At 59.8% G+C, this 20,808-nt stretch carries 12 protein-coding genes and 3 pseudogenes; 4 read left to right on the forward strand and 11 right to left on the reverse strand.

Annotation, left to right across the window (positions count from 1 at the left end):
- Positions 1-368: 368 nt before the first annotated feature.
- Complete coding sequence (locus RTI28_RS21810) at positions 369-929, forward strand: dienelactone hydrolase family protein (protein ID WP_316922358.1); 561 nt, start codon at positions 369-371, stop codon at positions 927-929.
- Positions 930-1,056: 127 nt separating this feature from the next.
- Here RTI28_RS21810 and RTI28_RS21815 read toward each other — a convergent pair whose 3' ends face one another.
- Complete coding sequence (locus RTI28_RS21815) at positions 1,057-2,169, reverse strand: hypothetical protein (protein ID WP_316922359.1); 1,113 nt, start codon at positions 2,167-2,169, stop codon at positions 1,057-1,059.
- Between the two features lie 2,615 nt (positions 2,170-4,784).
- Between RTI28_RS21815 and RTI28_RS30470 the strand changes: the two genes are divergently transcribed.
- Entirely contained in the window at positions 4,785-4,964 is a 180-nt protein-coding gene (locus RTI28_RS30470) for a hypothetical protein (RefSeq protein WP_410479031.1), read from the forward strand.
- Between the two features lie 2,560 nt (positions 4,965-7,524).
- On the opposite strand, the gene RTI28_RS21825 is transcribed toward RTI28_RS30470, so the two are convergent.
- Positions 7,525-8,043: a hypothetical protein gene (locus tag RTI28_RS21825; protein WP_316922361.1), complete on the reverse strand. Its 519-nt coding sequence runs from the start codon at positions 8,041-8,043 to the stop codon at positions 7,525-7,527.
- Between RTI28_RS21825 and RTI28_RS21830 the strand changes: the two are divergent.
- Positions 8,031-8,213: pseudogene (locus RTI28_RS21830) on the forward strand (GNAT family N-acetyltransferase); the annotation flags it as partial. The gene RTI28_RS21825 and the pseudogene RTI28_RS21830 sit on opposite strands and share 13 nt — an antisense overlap.
- A 186-nt stretch (positions 8,214-8,399) precedes the next feature.
- Here RTI28_RS21830 and RTI28_RS30475 read toward each other — a convergent pair.
- From RTI28_RS30475 to RTI28_RS21855, 6 genes and pseudogenes are all read right to left on the reverse strand, one after another.
- Positions 8,400-8,666 (reverse strand): annotated as a pseudogene (locus RTI28_RS30475) (methyl-accepting chemotaxis protein); the annotation flags it as partial.
- 6 nt (positions 8,667-8,672) lie between these two features.
- Positions 8,673-9,683 (reverse strand): annotated as a pseudogene (locus RTI28_RS21835) (PAS domain-containing protein); the annotation flags it as partial.
- Positions 9,684-9,752: 69 nt separating this feature from the next.
- Positions 9,753-11,105 carry an outer membrane beta-barrel protein gene (locus RTI28_RS21840; RefSeq protein WP_316922363.1) on the reverse strand — a complete coding sequence of 451 codons (1,353 nt, stop codon included), beginning with the start codon at positions 11,103-11,105 and terminating at the stop codon, positions 9,753-9,755.
- Positions 11,106-11,177: 72 nt separating this feature from the next.
- Positions 11,178-12,797, reverse strand: coding sequence for a bifunctional 3-(3-hydroxy-phenyl)propionate/3-hydroxycinnamic acid hydroxylase (locus RTI28_RS21845; RefSeq protein ID WP_316922364.1), 1,620 nt, complete (start codon positions 12,795-12,797; stop codon positions 11,178-11,180).
- 106 nt (positions 12,798-12,903) lie between these two features.
- A complete protein-coding gene (locus RTI28_RS21850; protein WP_316922365.1) occupies positions 12,904-13,830 on the reverse strand; it encodes a VOC family protein in 927 nt (308 codons plus the stop codon).
- A gap of 76 nt (positions 13,831-13,906) precedes the next feature.
- Positions 13,907-14,740, reverse strand: a complete 834-nt coding sequence (locus RTI28_RS21855) for a fumarylacetoacetate hydrolase family protein (protein WP_316922366.1) — start codon at positions 14,738-14,740, stop codon at positions 13,907-13,909.
- 168 nt (positions 14,741-14,908) lie between these two features.
- Between RTI28_RS21855 and RTI28_RS21860 the strand changes: the two genes are divergently transcribed.
- Positions 14,909-15,613: a GntR family transcriptional regulator gene (locus tag RTI28_RS21860; protein ID WP_316922367.1), complete on the forward strand. Its 705-nt coding sequence runs from the start codon at positions 14,909-14,911 to the stop codon at positions 15,611-15,613.
- 11 nt (positions 15,614-15,624) lie between these two features.
- Here the strand turns inward: RTI28_RS21860 and RTI28_RS21865 are convergent, their stop codons facing one another.
- Genes RTI28_RS21865 through RTI28_RS21875 form a run of 3 tightly spaced genes read right to left on the reverse strand, consistent with a single transcriptional unit; the run spans position 15,625 to position 20,799 of the window.
- Positions 15,625-16,245, reverse strand: a complete 621-nt coding sequence (locus RTI28_RS21865; RefSeq protein ID WP_316922368.1) for a TetR/AcrR family transcriptional regulator — start codon at positions 16,243-16,245, stop codon at positions 15,625-15,627.
- Between the two features lie 28 nt (positions 16,246-16,273).
- A complete protein-coding gene (locus RTI28_RS21870) occupies positions 16,274-17,662 on the reverse strand; it encodes an efflux transporter outer membrane subunit (RefSeq protein WP_316922369.1) in 1,389 nt (462 codons plus the stop codon).
- A complete protein-coding gene (locus RTI28_RS21875) occupies positions 17,659-20,799 on the reverse strand; it encodes an efflux RND transporter permease subunit (RefSeq protein ID WP_316922370.1) in 3,141 nt (1,046 codons plus the stop codon). Before RTI28_RS21875 ends, RTI28_RS21870 begins: the two co-directional genes overlap by 4 nt.
- Positions 20,800-20,808 lie beyond the last annotated feature (9 nt).

Consider the following 20,808-nt stretch of genomic DNA (forward strand, 5'->3'; position numbering starts at 1 on the left):
CCGATAAAGAGTTCGCTTCCTCAGTGAGGTTTTGGTGCCAGACACTTATTCGGCCAGACTATGTGTGGTCGCAATGGGTGTCAACAAGATAACGAACGGCACAAGTCGGCAAGCCTGGACAGCGATTCAGAGCATCAGCTTGGTGCCGACCCTGCTGAACCATGGAGCACAGCGACCCTTCCGACGAAGGAGAAAAAACGAGAACCACGTCACAAAAAATGCGGCCATTCCCGGCGCACAGTATCACTTAGCCAGCATGAAGCTCTTTAGTCCGCTGGTTTCGTTGTAAGCTCCGGGCAGATTGCGTCAAACGACAAGCCACACTCTGAGCCTCATGACGGAACCAAGAACACAAAAAGTGCTGATAGATGCTGGGGTACTGCTTGCCTTCCGCAGGCTATGTAGCGTTGGTACCAGATCTGTATCGCGGTAAATCTACGGTAGAAGCCGAGGAAGCTCACCACCTAATGAGCGGCCTGGACTTTGCGGATGCCGCTGAGCAGGACATCGCCGGCGCAGTAAATTTTCTGCAAGACAAAGCTACCAAAGTCGCCGTAATGGGTTACTGCATAGGCGGCGCCCTGACCATCATGTCGATGGCGAAGAACCCCGTAATCGCGGCAGGAGTCGCTTGGTATGGATTCCCTCCCCTGGAGTCCCTGAGTGTCATTGAGAGCAAGGCACCTCTTTTGGGGCACTGGGCTACTCAGGACGAGTTCTTCCCTCTTGAAGGCGTGGAAAAGCTCGAGGAGCGGCTACGTGATAGCAGCATCCCGCACACCTTCTATCAGTACCTGGCACTGCATGCCTTCGCCAACGAAGAAGCTACCGGCGACGGTCGTTTGACCTCGACTCACTACGATGCGGTATGGGCGCAGGTAGCGTGGGATCGCACTCTGACATTCCTGGGCAAGCACCTCTGGGGATAAGCCTCCTCTCCCCTTCAAACGCTCCCTCTTTGCCCGGCAAATGCCGGGCTTTTTTCTACCCTAGATGTTACGAGCCTGGGCCGAGTGAGTTTTGAATTGGGATCTGGGCTCTTCGCGTTGGACGCTGTCAGCTCACTCCAGGGAAAGGTTGCTCTTCGTAGTCCTCACCTAGGAGCATCTTCAGATGACGATTATTCAGATCCCATAACTCCTTTACGGTGAGAGGCGGAGCATCAACGACTTTCATCAGTCCACGCTGACTGGGGTGATCCATAGGATTCTTCGCTCGCGGGTTGGGCACGAGAATACCCCGCTGCACTAAACCCTCAGCCAGTCGCTCATCGGTTTCTGCCTTGTCTCGCAGAATCATCAATACGCCGTAATCCTCTCTGAGGGTTACCTGCAGCACACCAGAGATTATTGAAGCGCGCTCAGCAATTTCGGCAGCCTTTTCTTCTGCAGGGCTTCCAAACAGGCTAACAGGTACAGGGCCACGAGGATTACCATCTTTTCCAGGCTCCGGCCTGTTGTCCACAAGCTCCCGATACGTACTCTTGAGAACGTGATTTGCCCCCCCATTATCCGGCTCCCAAATAGAGTGGCCAAATCCATGGAGAGCATGCTCAACAAGAGACTGTCCACCGACTCCAGAGCCAGCATTGTGACTGACCCCGAAGAAGAAGGCATCTGGGCAAAGGAGCGCATCATTCACCACGATGACGAGTATGTCCTGAGGGCCTACTACCCCATCCCTCAAGTAACCTTCGTACTTGACTAACTTTTCCGCAATAGCTCCCGTCATCCGCAGCAACGTCCGCTGCCGGAGCTCGATAGTGGCTGCTGGGCAAGGATTGAGGGGATCGTGAGATGCGAATAGCTCGTTGATTTTCACGTCCTCACCGATTGATGGCGTGATCAGCTCAAGACAGATCTGCTTCCCGTCCTGCTCTACCCGAAAATCCGGCCCCCATCCACCAGGCGATGGCTCAGGTCGATAACCTGCGTGCTCCAGTCGCTCGAATAGCAGGATCTCCCCTAACCGCTGTGCAGACTTGTTGGCGTTGGCAGAGCATAGCTCTGCAAGGAACTGAGAGTCCGCGCACCCACTATCATCAAATCTTGCGTAAGCTGCCAACAGGTTTTCGTGAGCCTTCTCGACAAACTCTGCAGGAAACCCTTGTCCGTAGCGCCGCTCCAGCGTCGCCCTCCACCGTTGGAATAGGTCTTCGATTTTGATCACACGCTCCTCCTATGAACGTTCCGCGGAAACCAGAAGTCCGAGGCATAGCCGCACCTCGGTACTCGTTAACCACCATTACCTGTGTAATTTCTGACACCACATTAGAGCGGCGCCGACACAGCCTACCCCAATCAACACCTGGAAATGATTGATGCTTGCCAAGATTGTGGCCTGTTTTGAAAGCTCCTGAGCCTGCTCTGCAAACGCTATCTTCGAGGCAGCAGTAGCTTCAGTAAATCGACTAAGCACACCCGTTATTGAGTGACTGTACTCCGTGTATCCCGCTCTGCTCGGGGTGAAACTTGCATTCAGAGCACCATACTGCTCAGTGGTAGGCCATTGGGCAATTGCGGGAGGGGCAATATGCACTGTGGCTACGCTGTACCTTGGGAAGCGCAAAGTCCACCGGGCACTTACCTGAAGCCATAGATCTCTTTGAGAAGCAGGTCGGTGCCCGTGTACCACTTCAACCTGCGTGAGATAAGTGACTGAGGCAAGCGCCTCAAACGGCCCCGCCCTTGCATTCCAACCTGACAATCAGCTAACCGCGCTTCTGACTAGAAGCGCGGATAACGGTGGCTGAATCTGTTTCTTGGAAAACGAAGCGCCAGGCTGCTGGAACCAGCACGAGCTACAGGCAGCTTTTTTACTCAGCTCCCCCCCCCGCTTCACGCAGAAAGGGTGGCACCTTTCGAACACTAAGCGCATTTTTCAGTAATCACTCATCGGTTGAAGGCGGCAAAGACTCCCTGGATTTACCGTTTGCCTCATCTTTGACCCATTGAGTCATCTTAGGTTTACCGCGATCAAGCCAAATCACACCTTCAACACGCCTCCAAGCTGCGTTTTCATTTGCTCCTCCAGGCCAAACTCCTCTCTCAGCAACGAAAACCCAAACACAAGTAAGCTCATGCTGTTTGAGGTAGGCCTCAAAAATTAGTTTATCAATGAATGCATAAGAACCATCACGACCAGCATCACTACTGATGAACTGAACTTTGCCATCACTGGTACCGTAGCTACCCAATGCATCGGGCACCGGATTCAATGTCAGCTGCCGCGCAAGCCAAGGAGTAGGCAGTATCGCCCTTGCCCCATTCGGTAACGAGCAGTCCAAGTGCGACTCCCACAAATACCTCACACAAGGTATCGCCGTCTTCACTGACTTCCCACCTCTAAATTTATCCTCAGTATACATCTCCTGAGACCAGGTGTACCGCCATGGTGCCTCAAGAAGAAAACCGGCATCAGTGCACTGACTAGGAGACCAAGTGTCTACATCAATGCTTTTCTCGGTTTCAAGATGCTGAATAAATTTACGCTTATTCTTCTTCTCCAGAACAACCGGAAGCAGGAAGCGCCATTCTTCCTGCCTTAACCCATGCTGAGTTACTCGACCATCTTCGTACCTGACACTGCTTGATGCATGTTCGTACATCGTCAACCACTGCCGCCCGTTGTCACCAACCCGGGAAATATAGCTCGGAAACTCAGCCGTAAAATCAGCAGCGAATGGCCACGCAGACAGTTCATTCTCTTCTGTAGATCCAAGGCTCACCATACAGAGATCTATACCATTGATCATCGAGGGAGCAGCCTGCTCGTCCGCTGGAGACGAGAGGATAGTAGGATCAATATCTCTATGAAAGCCTACATCGAGCGGATTTTTATAAGCCTTTACGTCATCGTTGAATGTTTCAGCGAGCCAGTAGTTATCTGAAATCCGGCAAAGTAATTCATCAAGAGCAATCCACTGATATTTCTTACCGATCCTTTCAGTTAACGCCCGCTGTCTCGTATGGCCACCGTAGCTGCTAGAGCTATCATCTGGAAATAGCTCGGCTGTCCAGCCAAATTTGTAGGCTCTGTGAGCAACCCAACGCTGCGCGCCTTCCACATCTATTCTGGCGAGTTGACGAGTGCCTCTGAACTCAAAATCAAATTTGTGACTATATTCTGCAGTATATCTAGCCTGCTCCTCCTCGGACAAAAGATCCATAAGTTCTAGCTGACAGGCCTCCATAGCCTTCCTAGCTTCATCAAGCCTCTTCTTTTTATCACCGCGCTTTTCACTACCGCGCTTAAGCAGCTCGACGAAGGGATTGCTACCCCATCTCAGCTCTTGCATCTTTTCAATTATTTTGGCCCGCTTAGAGTGCGGTGCAATAACCTCTGCTTCGAATGACTCTTCAATTTTCTTAGGTGACCGCGGTGCAGGTGAGCAAAGCGGAGCATCCAAGAAATCTCTGACTCGAGGTTTAACCTCGTAGCTTGCAAAATCCCCCATAAGGCACGCGCATGAATAGTAGATTGTATCGTCCCCGGCAGCATCGGCTACTCGCTTCAGCTTCGCATCTGAAATATTTAGCTTAGCAGGTGCCGATGAATATGGAGGTAGACAGGCTGCCAAGTCCACGCCTTCATCTAAACAACCCAGCGATACCGCCCTTTCTATTATTCCTAAAGCGTAGTCTCGCACCAGCAGAGATAGAGGGACTTGTTCTTGGTTGAAAACATATTGATACGCTGCTATCGCGTAAGACTTGAGTCGGTGATTCGAGGGATCAATACAGCACGCGCCGTACCCCGCCGCATGCAAGCGCTCCAAGACATACATGTCATTAATATCTGAAAATGCCGCGCACAGCCTCTCATATAGTCGAACTTCAGCAACAAACAGAGAAGTCAGAGCCTTGGTGCAAAAATCACGAACTTCACGATTAGAAGCCGTCGTAAGCCAGGCTAGAGCCAGGGAACATAGATACTGCACCTCTCCATCAGTCCTGGGCGTCTGATCTTGAATACTCCAACTCCAAAGTCTTTCAACAACACCGCCCTCATCAAGATGAAGCTCATTTACCCTGACCGTCCAAAAAGCATCTCGTTCAGCAAGCTTCCGCTGAATTAAATCCCCATGAAGAAACTCAGCGTTCCACGGATGCTTCTTACTGGCACAAAGCTCTATCAGAATGAAAAAATATTGCTCATCCTGTAACGCCAGACTGTTGAATATCTCTAGAGTCCTATCGGTGAAGGCATCGACATCTCTCCAGCGAATGCTTTCAGCAAAGGACTGGCGAAGAATATGACTGCGCATCCATTTCTGCGATCCGCCAGGCATCACATCAATAAGCTCTACCCCGAATTTTTTTGGTATCTGGATAGATAGGGCCTCTATCAAGCCGCTCCATTCCCAATCGACTTGAGTACCGTCTATAACGAAGCTCAAAACCCCAGACGCAAGCTCAGTGGAGATGTCTGTAGTAACCCCAAGCAAAGCGTCTGCAATCAAATGATCCTGAAGCCGCTGAAAACTGAAACGAATGACATCATCTACCACAAGAAACGGATCATCCGATTCATTTTCTGGGTCAGGATCAAGGCGAACGAGCCCATTTCGCAGCAGCACTGTCAACCACGTGAGACCGGCAGGAATAGGGAAATCCTGGAAAGCCTCCTTGCTGATTGACTCGGCATTTGACTTCGAAATAAAGTCCTTCCGACCAAACGCCATAGCCTTGGCTATTCCCAACAACGCGGCCATCATAGATGGATATAGCTCACTACTCCCATCATAACCTGCCCCCAAATTCACGGCGACGCTTCTCAAGTAAAAACTGAAGATGCTTTTAGCGCCATGAAGCCCTACAGGAAATTGCTTCGCACCTGTCTGCACAAGCGCTACACAAGCGCTACGCAGAAACAATGGATTCACAAACTCAGACGCCAACCAAGGGTTGTTAGGATGAGAAATACCATATTTGCTCAAATATACCTTGGCTGCTCTGCGCTGCTCAGCAATGCTTGTAAAGCCGTGAACGACAAACTTTTCCACACCACGCAACACAGCATCACTAACAATATATTTTGTATATTCCGACCGACAACTAATCACAATAGCCAAATTTGGATATTTACGAAACCGGGAGAAAAACTCTCCCAGTTCGTTCTTCCACAGCGCCGCCCCAGGCCCTTCATTTATTGCATCAACAAGTATCATCCCCCTACAGCTCTGCGCTTGCGCCTTCGAATTAAGAGCTTGCAATAACGCCTCTGCAGAAATATCAGCGAGCTCTAGGCGGGATGCAATTTGTTGCCAAATATTGCCACCCCCTAATTGCTGTCCAAGCACCAGAAGTACAGGTTGATTATTCTGTAGGCATTTCTGGGCTGCATTGCCTAGCAGGTGAGATTTTCCAGTTCCGGCTTTTCCATCTATTAGTGCGCAGCGACCACCTTCCGCCTTAAAATATTTAGAATCCAACAGATCCACAAGACCATCTGCAGCATCAACCACCCCACTGCACTTCTCCAGCGCGAATTTATAGGTCTCCTTCTCCAGTTCTTGATTTCCAGCACCCGAATTTAACGAGATCAGCTTACGCTGATACTCCCTAACACACTCGACCAGCTCACGAGCAAGCCGAATGTATGTATCAATTGACCAGGGATCAAAATCTTCTTTCAGCTCAGCAATTTTGATAGCACCCTTTAATTCATCGAGTGCAGAACCAACCGCGGCCGCATCAGATTGTAGCCCCTGGATAAATCTTGAGGTTGTCGAAGAAAGCCGAGTAAAATTATCTTCAGCCACGAAAACAAAGCTTTTAATTTCACCCCTTATGCTATCACTACGACTTATAACCTCAAAAAGCCTTTCAATCTCTACCTCTACATGATCCTCTGGGTGATATCGTTCTTCTAGAGATGTCAGCGCTCGTTCGACGTGGTCTTTGAACCAAGTATCAGAAAACTCAGCATCGCCAAACCAGTAACGGGTCACCCCCTCGCAATCTGGAGTAGTTAACCTGTCTGAAAGTTCGGACGCGGGCCATACGACAAAATCAATATCTTCCTGGCCTAATTCAGCTCGATGAGCATTCCACTTAGCCACGCGCGCCTGCCAATGCTCCCACCCCGTAGCGCCCCTCCCCTTCACACCGGACTTATCTGTTAAATCACACGCAAGCGCGACAACATATTTAGTCAGTGTCGGATGAGTTTTTATTGCCTGCTCAACGGACTCGTCAATCTGCGCCCAATCAATACTACCTGCACGAGTAAAAAACTTTGCTTGATAGCCGATTTTTGAACCGTCAGTGAGCAGCCAATACGCTTCCACACCGCCGTCGCCACCAGCTCCCTCTACTCGCCTAAATTCTTTCGCCTCAGCTGGCCTATCCCTTTTAGCGAGCTGGCACATCAGCGACTCAAAAGATTGGCGCTGACCTGCCTCCAAACCTCTTATCTTGGAGAAATCCATGCTTATACCGCCTTCCATTCTTAACTGAAAACTTTTATCTGGTAGCAATAATTACTCGCCAGCATTGAAGATACTGCGCACAACACCATCACTCAATCAATATGACTAAAGAAGCACGCCTGCCGACTCCACTTAAAATACAAATTTCTGCCATCCCAGTAGCTGACGTGCCCTTGGGAATCGACACTTCGCTTTGCTCGGAAGACAGTGGCGCCACTCCTTTCTGTGAGGATGCGGTTGTCCAGGATCGGCACCTCATGACCTTCAAGACCATGCCCATCCTGGCCAACGATCCTCTTAGGTAGATACATCAACAAAGCGGCATGCCTGGTTTCTTTGAGCACGAGCGCGAAGGAATTGGTGATCGTGCGATACCCGGTATGTGCATGAACAACCAGGTCATGGCTCCCCCTCTCGAAACGGCTCAATGCCGATAGGAGGTGCTGATCTGATACGAGCACCGACTTGTCACGGATAATCCCTTGCTGGGCTTGCCCGCACCAGTCAGCTACGTCTGCTGAAGTCTTTAGCTCCAGCCTCCCCTCGCACCGGCCGGCAAAAGCTGCAACACCTGGCAGATATCGCGAAGTAGTCACAAATTGGCCGCGCATTGCTGGATCATGCCCGCAGTTCGCGCAGTCAGATGAGTGTTGATGTGAATGAACAGAACCCCGAAGCGGTAGGGTTCTATTCATATTACGGGTTTGTTCAAACAGGTCGTTCTCCGCTGGATGGCGAGGGCCGCCCCTTCCCCTTGCTGCACCTGAGTCTGCCCGGCTAGAGCTGTAGTAGTGAAATACCTGCTCTTGCTCAAGCAGTACCTGTCCTGGGGTTTCACCCGTTACATCCCCCACGCCCGTCAGAACTCAATCGGCTAACTTGGCCTACATGTTCGAGGGCCCGGCTCAGCGGACATTCGTCCGCAGCCAGGAGCCTCCTAGCGACCAAGCCCCATCATCGACTTCGCCTGGTGGGTAGCCTCCGAGGTACGAATAGCCAGGGTACGTACCTCATCGGCGACAACCGCGAATCCCCGACCACTCTCCCCGGCCCGCGCAGCCTCGATGGCGGCGTTCAATGCCAGCAGATTGGTCTGCGTCGCGATTCCCTGGATGGCATTGACGATTTCCCCCAGCCCCCTCAGGTTATCCTGCAAAGCCTGGTGTTGACTCGCCTGTGTCTTGCGCAGCTCAGCTTCCTCATGCTCGTTCTGTATATCGATCAGGGACCCCATGACCCGTAGCGGAGTACCATCGCTGCTTCGCTGCGTGAGCCCGCGAGTCCTGAACCAGCGATAGCTACCGTCCTTGAGCTGCAAACGATAAGCGAGCACAAGAGGAGCATCCGCAGTGCGATCCTGCATGTAGGCCGCAAATGCCTCAAGCGTGCCGGGCCTGTCCTGCGGATGGACGCGCGACGCCCAACTGTTCAGTTCTCGCGGAAAGTCTTCGGCGCTATCGAACCCCAACAACCTCAGGAACTGAGGCGACCACCATACTTCGTTGTGCGGATTGACTGGATCTCCCGCAATGACCTGCATGTCCCACAGGGCTTCGTGGATGGTTTCCTGAGCCAAGTGGAAACGGAGCCTGCTCACGTCCAGGGCCATGGACTGCTGCCTGGAAGCCTCGATGTCGATAAAAGTGCATAGCCGACGAAGCGCTCGACCACCCTCGCCCTTCCCCACCTCGCTTTGCCCCAGGAACCAGCGATACTCCCCGCAAGCCATCTGCATGCGCAGTTCCACCGAACGAGGTGCAGCTTCTATTGGCCTCATGCCGTCAATGCTCAGCGCCTTCAGTACGGTATTGCGATCATCCGCATGCACTCGCTCCAGCCATTGGCTGTAACGCGCAGGACTCTCCAGGCCGAGCAAGTGGCGCAGCTTGGATGACAGAACCAGCTCACCCTGCGGATCCAGCGCCCCTCCCTCACAGACTGAAGCCTCCCAGTAACCTCCCCCGACACAACGCTCCAGCAGGTTCAGGCGACTATCGGCCAGGAGATAGCGGGATCTCAGCTCGGCATGCCGCTCTTCAGCACCACGCAGCTGAACCAAACTGTCCGCATGCAACCGCTCCAGCTCGGCCAGACGCTCCAGCACCTGTGTCAACGCAATCTCCGCTCGCAGAGCAAGTTGTCGATCGCTTATCGCCGCATCCAGCAGCCCCTCGGCGGGCTGCCCGGCCAATTGCAGCAACGTTCTCCTGGCGATGCCCGCAGCAGAAAACAGGAACATGTTCAGCTCCATTTATTGATATGGTCTCAATTTCAGAAAGCTTAAGGAGTAATTTGATTCGGTGTCAATTACCAACAAGATTCAGAAATAGACCAGGGCTTCGACCAGCGCAGTCAGCTGGCTGCGGTCGCGGCCATTGCCGAACGGCCGGTCGTGGTCGCGGGCATCGAACCAGTCGTAGCGCAGCTCGGGGCGCAGCGAGAGGTTGCCGTTGACGTCCCAGCGCAGGCCGGTGGTGATGGCGTTGTAATCACCCCGGGCAGTGCTGGTGGGGAACAGGGTGAAACCATCCGGGTCGCTGAAGTGCTCGCCGCGCACCGAGAAGGACAGGTCCGGGCGGTACTGGTAGGTGGCGGCCGCGTTCACTCCCCACCAGCGCGCACCGGCGAAACCGGGGCCGCTGACCACGTCCACGGTGGAGGCCTTGCCATCGCCTTCCTGGTGGCCGTAGATCACCTCGGCGGTCATCGACCAGCGATCGTTGAAGGCGTGCCAGCCATTGAGCGAGTGCTGCTGGCGGAGCATCCCGCTGTCGGCGATCAGCCGCGAGGTCGGCGCCTGCACGTCGGAGAAGCTGTCGTTCTGCTCGTTGCCGAGCATCACTTCGTAGTCGATCCAGGTGCTCATGTCCGGGGCGCGCCAGCGCAGCGACGTGAGCAGCGACTTGCTGTCGTTGTTGTCGCGCATGTTGCCCCAGCCCTGTACCACGCCCACTTCCAGGCCGAGGATGCCGGCCGGGTTGTCGAGCAGGCGGGTGCCGACCAGCACGCCAGTGGCCGTGCCGGGCTCGGAGACGAAGGCGTAGGTCTTGCTGACGAAGGCGTTGCGCGACTGGCGGAAGTTCGGCGGAATCTCCAGGCCCATGCCGATGCCGAAGACCCCGGCCATGAAGTTGAAGCCCGGGCCATAGGGCACGTAGGCGGTGGCCGCGAGATTGGGAACGGCGAGGAAGCGTGACTTGTCCCGAGTGGCCCTGGCGCTGTCCTGTTCGTTCATGTCCCAGGCCATGTCCCAGCCGAAGGTGCGGGCGAACTGGGCGTTGCGCCCGTAGTTGACTTCGAAGGTGAAGCCCAGGTCGAACTGCGTGGGCTGGGGACCTGGCAAGGGGGTGATGCGCGGGATGAAGATGCCCTTGAGCGGCTTGTCGATGAACAGGTGCAGGCTGCCCCATTCCAGGCCTTCGTCGGCCATGCCGGTCAGCGGCAGGTTGCTCAGCCCGTCGCTGCGTTCATCGTGGGTGGAGCGGTTGTTGCGTACATAGGCGACATCGAGCAGCCCGGAAACCGTGATGCCGTATTCGCGCTCCAGGGTATCGCCGAACAGCCCCCTGAACAGGCTGCCCTCGCCGGGCGTCGGCGCTTCGGCCGCATGGCATTCGACAATCGCCAGGGCGGCCAGAACCGCACCAAGCGTTTTCACCTTGATGTTGTGCATCGCATTGTCTCTTGTTGTTGTTATTTCGAATGGAAAACCGCGGGGGCAGCCCCTCCCCCGCGGCTAATGCAGCTACGCCCGGGCGGCGAGCACGCGGCGCTGCTCCGGACCGGCGCCAGGATGGTCCTGCAGCGCCAGGTCGCGGCGCAGGGTCTGCAACAGCTGTGGCAGCTCGCCGGCCTGGGCGATGCCGCCATAGACATAGAAGTCAGGGCGCACCAGCACCGCCTGCAGCCCGGCCTCGCGGAGGAACTGGTGGTATTTGCCGGAAAGGTCACGAGCAGTACCGGTCGCGCCGTCCAGGCTCAGGCGCACCGGCTTGATCTGCAGTTGCGCGAGCAGGGCCAGGTGGTTGGCATCCAGCCCGGCCAGCGGATCGTCACCGATGCTCACCAGGTGGAAACCGCGACCGAAGGCATCGTCGAAACGCTGCCGGCGACCGTCGAGCTCGATCTCGCCATGCACCCCCAGGCTGCCGGCAAGTCCCTGCGCACGCCCGTCACGCTGGAACACCACGCCCTCGACCAGGCCGGGGAACGGCGGCAGCGGCGGCACCTCACCGGCGAGGAAGGCCGCGTCCCGCTCGGCGGCTTTCTGCGGGTCGGCAACGCACACCACCTGCCCCATCGCCACCGAGGCATCGATCACCGCACGAATCTGCGGTTTGCGCTCCAGGGTGTAGCTGTCGAGCAAGGCCTCGCCGCACCGCCCGCGCAAGAGCAGGTCCAGGCGCCAGGACAGGTTCCACGCATCGCGGATGCCCGAACACATGCCCTGGCCCATGAACGGCGGCATCAGGTGCGCAGCGTCGCCGGCCAGCAGCACGCGGCCCTGGCGCCAGGTCCGGGCGATGCGCGAACGGAACTGATAGACGGCGTAGCGCACCAGCCTGGCGGTGTCCGGGGTGACCCAGGGCGAGAGCAGTTCCCAGACCTTGTCTTCGCGTTGCAGGTCCTCCATGGTCTCGTGCGGCAGGCGCATGAACTCCCAGCGCCGGTAGCCCGGGCCGCCCGGCACCATGGTGGTGGGCCGCGCCGGGTTGCACCACTGGCCGATGTCCGGCACATCCAGCACTACATCGGGGTTGGGCTGCAGGTCGACCACCAGCCAGTCTTCCTGGAAGCCCAGGTCCTGCCATTCGATGCCGGACTCGCGGCGCACCACGCTGTTGGCACCGTCGGCGCCGATCACATAGCGTGCCCGCACCGTGCGCTGCTCGACCTCGGCCTGCTCGGCGCGCTGGCTGCGCTGCATGCGCAGCTCGCAGCCCTGCTCGTCCTGGTGCAGGGCGAGGACTTCCCAGCCCTGATGGATCTCGACGTTGTCGATGGCCTTGGCCTTGCGATCGAGGATCGCCTCCAGGCTCGGCTGGTTGAACAGGTAGCCGAAGGGCCCGTCGCTGATCGATTCGGCGGACCAGTCGATCTCCACCAGGACCTTCCAGTCGGCGTTGAACCACTGGTAGCAGGCCGAAGGCTGGGAGATCTGCTGCAACTCCTCCTCCAGGCCCATCATGCGGAATACGCGGCGGATCTCGTGATCGTGGAACACCGCGCGCGGCAGCGGGTACAGGGACTGCCAGCGCTCGTACACGGCGACGCTGTAGCCCAGGTTGCCGAGGAGAATGGCCAGGGTCTGGCCGACCGGGCCGTAGCCGACGATGGCTACATCATGGATCTTGTTTTCGTTCATCTTTGCTGACCTGAAACCGGATGGGTTTTTTGGGCAAGCCGCTCCCGCTTCCCTGAACAATCAGGCAAGGGCTGCGGGGATGAAAACGGCTTGCGTCGCTCGGGCGCTAGCTTCTGGCTGGCGCGCGCTCTGCCTCAGTGTTGAGGACGAAGTACTCAGGGACGCTGGGGCCCCACAGATACAGCGAGTTCTGCGCAGGGAAATCGCCTGCCGGCCACTGGCTGCCGGCCTCGATGAAGTCCATGTCGGCCGAGTACTCGCAGAACGAGCCCCACGGGTCACGGACATAGTGGAAGTAGTTCGAACCCAGGCAGTGGCGCCCGGTGCCCCAGCCCTCGCGATAGCCGGCGTTGGCCATCTGCTCGGCGCCGTTGCCCACGTCATCGATGCTGTCGACGTCCCAGGCGGCATGGTGGAAGCCCTTGGCGCTGCTCTTGCAGAACGCCACCAGGTGGTGGTCGCAGCCATGCGGGGCATGGGTGAAGGCGATGATGTCCTGGGAATGATCGGACAGGCGCAGCCCCAGGGCCTGTTCGTAGAACGCCACCGCACGCGGTACGTCAGGACTGAACAGCAGCACATGGGACAGGCGCCGCGGCCGGACCTGGGCCACCTCGTCACGGGTTCCGACCGCCCGCACGCCAGGCTGGGTCTGGATCCGGGCCTGGGCCGACTTGTGGTCGGGCATGTGCTTGCCGCCCACCTTCACCTGCAGCAGGTTGCCGTCGGGGTCGCGGAACCAGAAACCCTCGCCGTCGCCCGGCTCGAAACGCGCACCGGCGGCTTCGGCCTGCTGGCGCAGAGCGGCATGGTCTTCGGCGAAACAGTTGAAGCTCAGGTAGGCCAGGTGCTTGCTCGAACCCTGCAGCAGCCGCACCCAGCGGTGCCCATCGGCGGCCTTGAGGTCGAGGCTGGCGCAGGTGTCGATCACCTCCAGGCCGAAACTTGCGAAGAACGCGCGCGCATCGTCCAGGGACGGGACGCACAGCGCGTAGTGATCGATCGAATGCACACCACGTGGGGTGATATTCATGATCGCCTCCGATTGTTGTTATGTGCGTCGAAGCCTCGGAGCGAGAGGCTTCGATCAGGCCGGGAAATGCCCGGGGTCAGGCTTCGTCGACGATGGGGTTGACCAGCGTGCCGATACCCTCGATGGACACTTCCACCACATCACCCGCCTTGAGATAGACCTTCGGGTTCATGCCGAAGCCGACACCGGCAGGCGTACCGCTGACGATCACGTCACCCGCCTCCAGGGTCACCGCTTCGCTGAGGGTGGAGATGATGGTGGCGACATCGAACAGCATGTCATCAGTGTTGGCCGACTGCACCACCTTGCCATTGACCCGGGTCTGCAGCAGCAGGCCCTTGCCGCCTGGCGGCAGCTCGTCGGCGGTGACCAGGTCGGGGCCGAAGGCGCCGGTGTCATCGAAGTTCTTGCCGACGGTCCACTGCGGCGACTTGAACTGGTACTCGCGCACCGAGCCTTCGTTGAACAGCGCGTAGCCGGCCACGTGCTCCAGGGCCTGGGCCTTGGAAATATGCCGGCCACCGCTCTTCAGCACCACGGCCATTTCGCCTTCGTAGTCCAGGGTGTCGGAGATGCGTGGGCGGATCAGCGGCTTGTTGTGCGCGGTCAGGCTGCTGTTGAAACGCGGGAACAGCGTCGGGTAGTCCGGCTGGGCGTACGGCGACTCCTTGGTGTGGTCGGCGTAGTTCAGGCCCACGCAGACGATCTTGCCGGGCTTGCTCATCAGCGGCAGGTAGTCCTGCTCGCCGACTTCCACCAGCGGCCCCTGCGCCTCGATCCCGAAGGTGGCCAGGTCCACGCCGCGCGCCATCAGCGCTTCGAGCGTTTCGTCGCCGATGACCTTGACCCCTTCGGTGGTGCGAACGCCCAGCACGGGGCGACCCTGGTGAATGAAGCGAACGTAGCGCATGGAACGAACCTCTTGTTGTGATTGACGGCCGTCAGGCAGGACGGCATGGGGGCTAAGCTAATCCCGCAAAAATATGCCGTCAACCATAAAATATATTTTTCTCAGAATATTTATAAATTCACTCAGCGTGTATTATCGAGACCATCCCACCTCATTCTGGAACACACCATGAACCGAGCCGAACGCTGGGTCGAACAGGCCGAAGCCTCGGAAAAACGCACCATGGCCTCGCAACTGGAAGCCCGCGTGCGCCAGGACATCATCAATGGCCAGTTGGCCCCCGGCAGCCGCCTGCGCCTGAAAGAGCTGGCCGAGCACTACGAAGCCGGCGTCATCCCCCTGCGCGAGGCCCTGTCGCGCCTGGCCGCCAGCGGCTTCGTCACCGCCGAGGACCAGAAAGGCTTCAGCGTCGGACGGATCTCGGCGGATGAAATCCTCGATATCACCCATACCCGACAGCTCATCGAATGCCAGGCCCTGCGCGAATCGATCCGCAATGGCGACCTGGAATGGGAAAGCCAGCTGATCGCCGCCCACCACCGGCTCGACCGCCTGGCCATCGTCGAAGGGCCGGAACGCTTGATGAAGGCGGACTGGGAAAACGCCCACGAGGCATTCCACCAGGCCCTGATCGGCAACTGCCGCTCATCCTGGCTGCTGCGCCTGTCGCGCCTGCTGCGCGACCAGACCGCGCGCTACCGCCTGCTGTCGGTCCGCTACCAGGACAGCGACGCACGCGATGTACCCGGTGAGCACCGGGCCCTGCTCGACGCGGCCCTGGCCCGGGATGTCGACAAGGCCTGCGCGCTGCTGGCCGAGCACTACGAGACCACCACGCGCAAGGTGCTGGAACACGAAGCGCTCAAGCGCTGAGGCGCCGCGGGCTAAGCGCCGGCCAGGCCCGGCAGGAGCAGGGCCAGGATGAAGCGCTCCACCTCCCGCCCGAGCGCCTGCTGCTCGCCCGGCACGTCCAGCAGCAGGGCCTCGCTGAGCACGCCGAACATGAAGACCCCGACCGCCCGCGCCTGGGCATCGCGCTCGGCCCGCGCCAGGCGTCCGGCGCCGGCCTGCTCGATCACCAGGGCGACGTAGCGGCGGATGCGCTGTTGCATCCCGCGCAGACGCTCCTGCACCCGCTCGCTGACATGCCGCAGCTCATGCCCCTGCAACAGGATCGAGGCACTGCGACGCAGGTGCGGCTCGGCCAGCGTGTGCTGCAGCCCCTGGCCAAGCACGCAGGCCATCTGCGCGATACCCGGCAAGCCCTGGGTCCCGGCGCACTCGACCGGTAGCTGGTCCCAGGGGAACCAGGCCCGGTCGATCACCGCCTCGAGCAACTCCGGCTTGCCGTCGTAGTGCCAATAGATCGAGCCGCGGGTCAGGCCGGCGGCTTCGGCGATTTCCTCCAGCCTCGCCACGGCATAGCCACGCTCGCTGAACACCCGCTCCGCGGCATCGAGCAGACGCTGGCGCGTGCGCTCGACCTCGGCCTTGCCGCGCCTCATCGCCCGGCCCTCATCGATGAGCGCGGCATCACTGACTGCCTCCACCCAGCGCTTTGTACAGCGCAATCAGGTTCTGCCCGCGGGCCAGCTGGGTACTCACCAGTTCCTGCTGCGCGGCGAACAGGTTGCGCTGCGCGTCGAGGCTGTTCAGGTAGGTGTCCACCCCCGTCGCGTAGCGCGCCTCGGCCAGGCGGTAGCTGCGCTCGTTGGCTTTGACCAGCAACCCCTGGGCGGTGACCTGGCGGTCCAGCTCGCGGCGTGCGACCAGCCCATCGGCAACCTCCTGGAAGGCCACCTGGATCGCCTTCTGGTAGTTGGCCACCTCGATCGCGGTCTGCACCCTGGCGACCTCGAGATTGGCCTGGTTGCGCCCCCAGTCGAAGATCGGCAGGTTGATCGACGGCACGAAGCTCCAGGCCCCCTGCCCGCCCGCGAACAGATCGCCCAGTTGGCGGCTGGCCCCGCCCGCCGAGGCGGTCAGGCTGATGCTCGGGAAGAATGCCGCGCGGGCTGCGCCCACATTGGCGTTGGCTGCCTTGAGCGCGTGCTCCGCAGCGAGGATGTCGGGACGCTGGGTCAGCACCTGCGAAGGCAGCCCGCCCGGCAGGGAGGCGTCCAGCGCCAGCGCCTCGGGCGTGGTCGCGGCCAGTTGCTCCGGCAGCAGCGGCCTGCCCACCAGCAGCACCAGGGCATTGCGGTCCTGGGCCACCAGGCGCTGGTACCTGGCCTCGCTGGCCTGCGCCGCACGCACGGTGCTCTGCGCCTGGCTCAGGTCGAGCTCGGTGGCCACGTCCTCCTGGTAGCTGCTGCGGGTGGTGAGGTAGCTCTGCTGCCGGCTTTCCAGGGTCTGCCTGCTCAGCGCCAGCAACTGCAGGTCCGCCTGCAACTGGTAATAGGCGCTGGCCACTTCCGCCACCAGGGCGATCTGCGCGCTGCGCTGCGCCTCGACGCTCTGCAGGTAGGTCTCCAGCGCCTGCGCATTGAGGCTGCGCACGCGGCCGAAGAAATCCACCTCGTAGGCGGCCAGGCCAACGCCGGCCTCATAGCGATGGCCGGTGCCCGCACGGCCGTCGGCGGCCAGGTCCGCCGGCGTGCGCTGGCTGCTGGCGGACGCCGTCGCGTCGAGCGCCGGCAGCAGCTCGGCGCGGCTGATGCGGTACTGCGCCCGCGCCTTGTCGATAGTGAGCAGCGCCACCCGCAGGTCGCGGTTGTGCTGCAAGGCCTCGCCGATCAGGGCCTTGAGCTGCGCATCCTTGAAGAAGCTCGCCCAGGGCAGCATGGCGTCGGTCTCGCTGGGTGGCGCCGGCCACTCGCTGGCCACCGGTGCCGCGGGCCGCTCATAGTCAGGGATCAGCGAGCAACCGCTGACCAGCCCCAACGCCAGGGCCAGGGCCGTTTTCAGTTTGCCGTGGCTCATGCCTGCGCTCCTTGTGCCTCGGTAGTGGCCTGCGCGGCCTTGCGGCTGAACAGACGAGTGATGACCACGAAGAACAGCGGCACGAAGAACACCGCCAGGAAGGTCGCGGTGAGCATGCCGCCAACCACGCCGGTACCGATGGAGTGCTGGCTGCCCGAGCCGGGACCACTGGAAATGGCCAGCGGCAGCACGCCGAGAACGAAGGCCAGGGACGTCATGATGATCGGTCGCAGGCGCTGGCGCGCTGCCTCCGCCGCCGCCTGCAGCAAGGGCATGCCTTGCTCGTGGAGGGCCTTGGCGAATTCGACGATGAGGATGGCGTTCTTCGCCGAGAGGCCCACCGTGGTCAGCAACCCGACCTGGAAGAACACGTCGTTGGCCAGGCCGCGACCGAGGGTGGCGAGCACCGCACCGATCACGCCCAGGGGCACCACCATGATCACCGCCAGCGGTACCGACCAGCTCTCGTAGAGGGCCGCCAGGCAGAGGAACACGATCAGCACCGACACCGCGTACAACGCCGGTGCCTGGGAGCCGGACAGACGCTCCTCGTAGGACATGCCGGTGTACTGCAGGCCGACGCCGTCGGGCAATTGGGCAACGATGCGCGCCACCGCCTGCATGGCGTCGCCCGAGCTGTAGCCCGGCGCCGGTTCGCCCTGGATCTCCACCGCCGGCACGCCGTTGAAGCGCTCCAGCTTCGGCGAGCCAAAGGTCCAGTAGCCATGGGCGAAGGAGGAGAATTTGACCATCTCGCCCCTGGCATTGCGCACGTACCACTTGGCGAAGTCTTCCGGCGAAATGCGCGAGCCGATCTCACCCTGCACGTACACCTTCTTCACCCGGCCGCGGTCGATGAAGTCGTTGACATAGGAGGAGCCCCACGCCGTGCTCATGGTGTCGTTGATGTCGCTGATGCTCACCTGCAGCGCGCGGGCCTTCTCCTTGTCGATCACGATCTGGTACTGCGGCTCGTCGTTCATGCCGTTGGGGCGCACATTGGCCAGGCGCGGATCGGCGGCGGCCAGGCGCAGGAACTGGTTGCGCGCCTCGATCAGCTTGTCGTGGCCCATGCCGACACGGTCCTGCAGATAGAAGTCGAAGCCCATGGCGTTGCCCAGCTCCAGGATCGCCGGCGGCACGAAGGCGATCACCGTACCGTCCTTGATCTGCGAGGCCCGCGCCTGGATGCGCTGCGACAGGGCGAAGATGTCGGTGCCATGTTCGCTGCTGCGCGCTTCCCAGGTCTTCAGCCCGACGAACAGCATGCCCGAGCTCTGCCCGCGGCCGGCGAAGTTGAAGCCGTTCACCGTGTACGCCGATTCGATCAGGCCGCCCTCGTCGTGCAGCAGGTAGTCGCGGATCTCGTTGAGCACCACCTGGGTACGCGCGGCGCTGGTGTTGGTCGGCATCTGCACCTGGACGAACATCGTGCCCTGGTCCTCACCCGGCAGGAACGCCGTGGGGATCTTCGGGAACAGCACGCACAGCGCCGCCACGATCAGGCCATAGACGCCGAGGAACAGCGCCTTGCGCCGGGCGATCGCGGTCACCCCGACCTTGTAGCGATCGGCGTTGCGCTCGAAGGTGCGGTTGAACCAGCCGAAGAAGCCGGTCTTGTGCTGATGGTCATGGCTGACCGGCTTGAGCAGGGTCGCGCACAACGCCGGGGTGAAGATCATCGCCACCAGCACCGAGAGCACCATGGCCGAGACGATGGTGATGGAGAACTGGCGATAGATGATGCCGGTGGCGCCACCAAAGAAGGCCATCGGCACGAACACCGCCGAGAGCACCATGGCGATCCCCACCAGGGCGCCCTGGATCTGTCCCATGGACTTGCGCGTGGCGTCCCTGGGCGACAGCTGCTCTTCGACCATGACCCGCTCGACGTTCTCCACCACCACGATGGCGTCGTCCACCAGCAGGCCGATGGCCAGGACCATGCCGAACATGGTCAGGATATTGATGGTGAAGCCGAACGCCGCCAGCACGCCGAAGGTGCCCAGCAGCACCACCGGCACCGCCAGGGTCGGGATCAGCGTGGCCCGCAGGTTCTGCATGAACAGGTACATCACCAGGAACACCAGGACGATACCTTCGAGCAGGGTCTTGACCACTTCGTGGATCGAGGCACCGACCGCCGGCGAGGTGTCGTACGGGTAGACCACCTTCAGACCGGCCGGCAGGTAGGATTCCAGCTCGGCGACGGTGGCGCGCACCCGCTGCACGGTGTCCAGCAGGTTGGCGCCGGTGGCCAGGCGCAGGGCGATGGCCGCGGCGGGCTTGCCGTTGTAGGTGCCGGAAATGGAGAAGTCCTCGGCGCCCAGGCCGACCGTGGCGACGTCCTTCAGGCGCACCTGGGAGCCGTCCGGGTTGACCTTGAGCAGGATCTCGAGGAACTGCTCGGCGCTCTGCATCCGCGACATGCCCAGCACGGTGGCGTTGAGCTGCACGCCTTCGTGGGTCGGCAGGCCACCCAGCGAGCCCGAGGACACCTGGACGTTCTCCGACCTCACGGTGTCGATCACGTCCTGCGGGGTCAGCTGGTAGCTGAGCAGCTTCTTCGGGTCGGTCCAGATGCGCATGGCGTACTGCGCGCCGAGCATCTGGAAGTCGCCCACGCCCTTGACCCGGGTGATCGGGTCCTTGAGGTTGGAGGCGATGTAGTTGCCGATATCGAAGTCGTCCATGCTGCCGTCCTCGGAATACAGGCCGACGATGAGCATGAAGTTGATCTGGTACTTGGCCACGCGCAGGCCCTGGCGCTGCACTTCCTCGGGCAGCAGCGGGGTCGCCAGCTGCAGTTTGTTCTGCACCTGGACCTGGGCGATGTCGGGGTCGGTGCCCTGGTCGAAGGTGACGATGATGGTCATGCTGCCATCGCTGTTGCCCTCCGACGAGATGTAGCGCAGGCCGTCGAGGTTGTTCAGTTGCTGCTCGATGACCTGCACCACCGTGTCCTGCACGGTCTGGGCCGAGGCCCCGGGGTAGCTGACGGTGATACTCACCGCGGGTGCGGCGATGTTGGGGTACTGGTTGACCGGGAGCTTGATGATGCTGAAGCACCCGGCGAGCATGATCACGATAGCGATCACCCAGGCGAAGATCGGCCTGTTGATGAAGAACGATGCCATTTGAATTTA

Source organism: Pseudomonas sp. zfem002 (assembly GCF_032621685.1).
Classification (GTDB): domain Bacteria; phylum Pseudomonadota; class Gammaproteobacteria; order Pseudomonadales; family Pseudomonadaceae; genus Aquipseudomonas; species Aquipseudomonas japonica.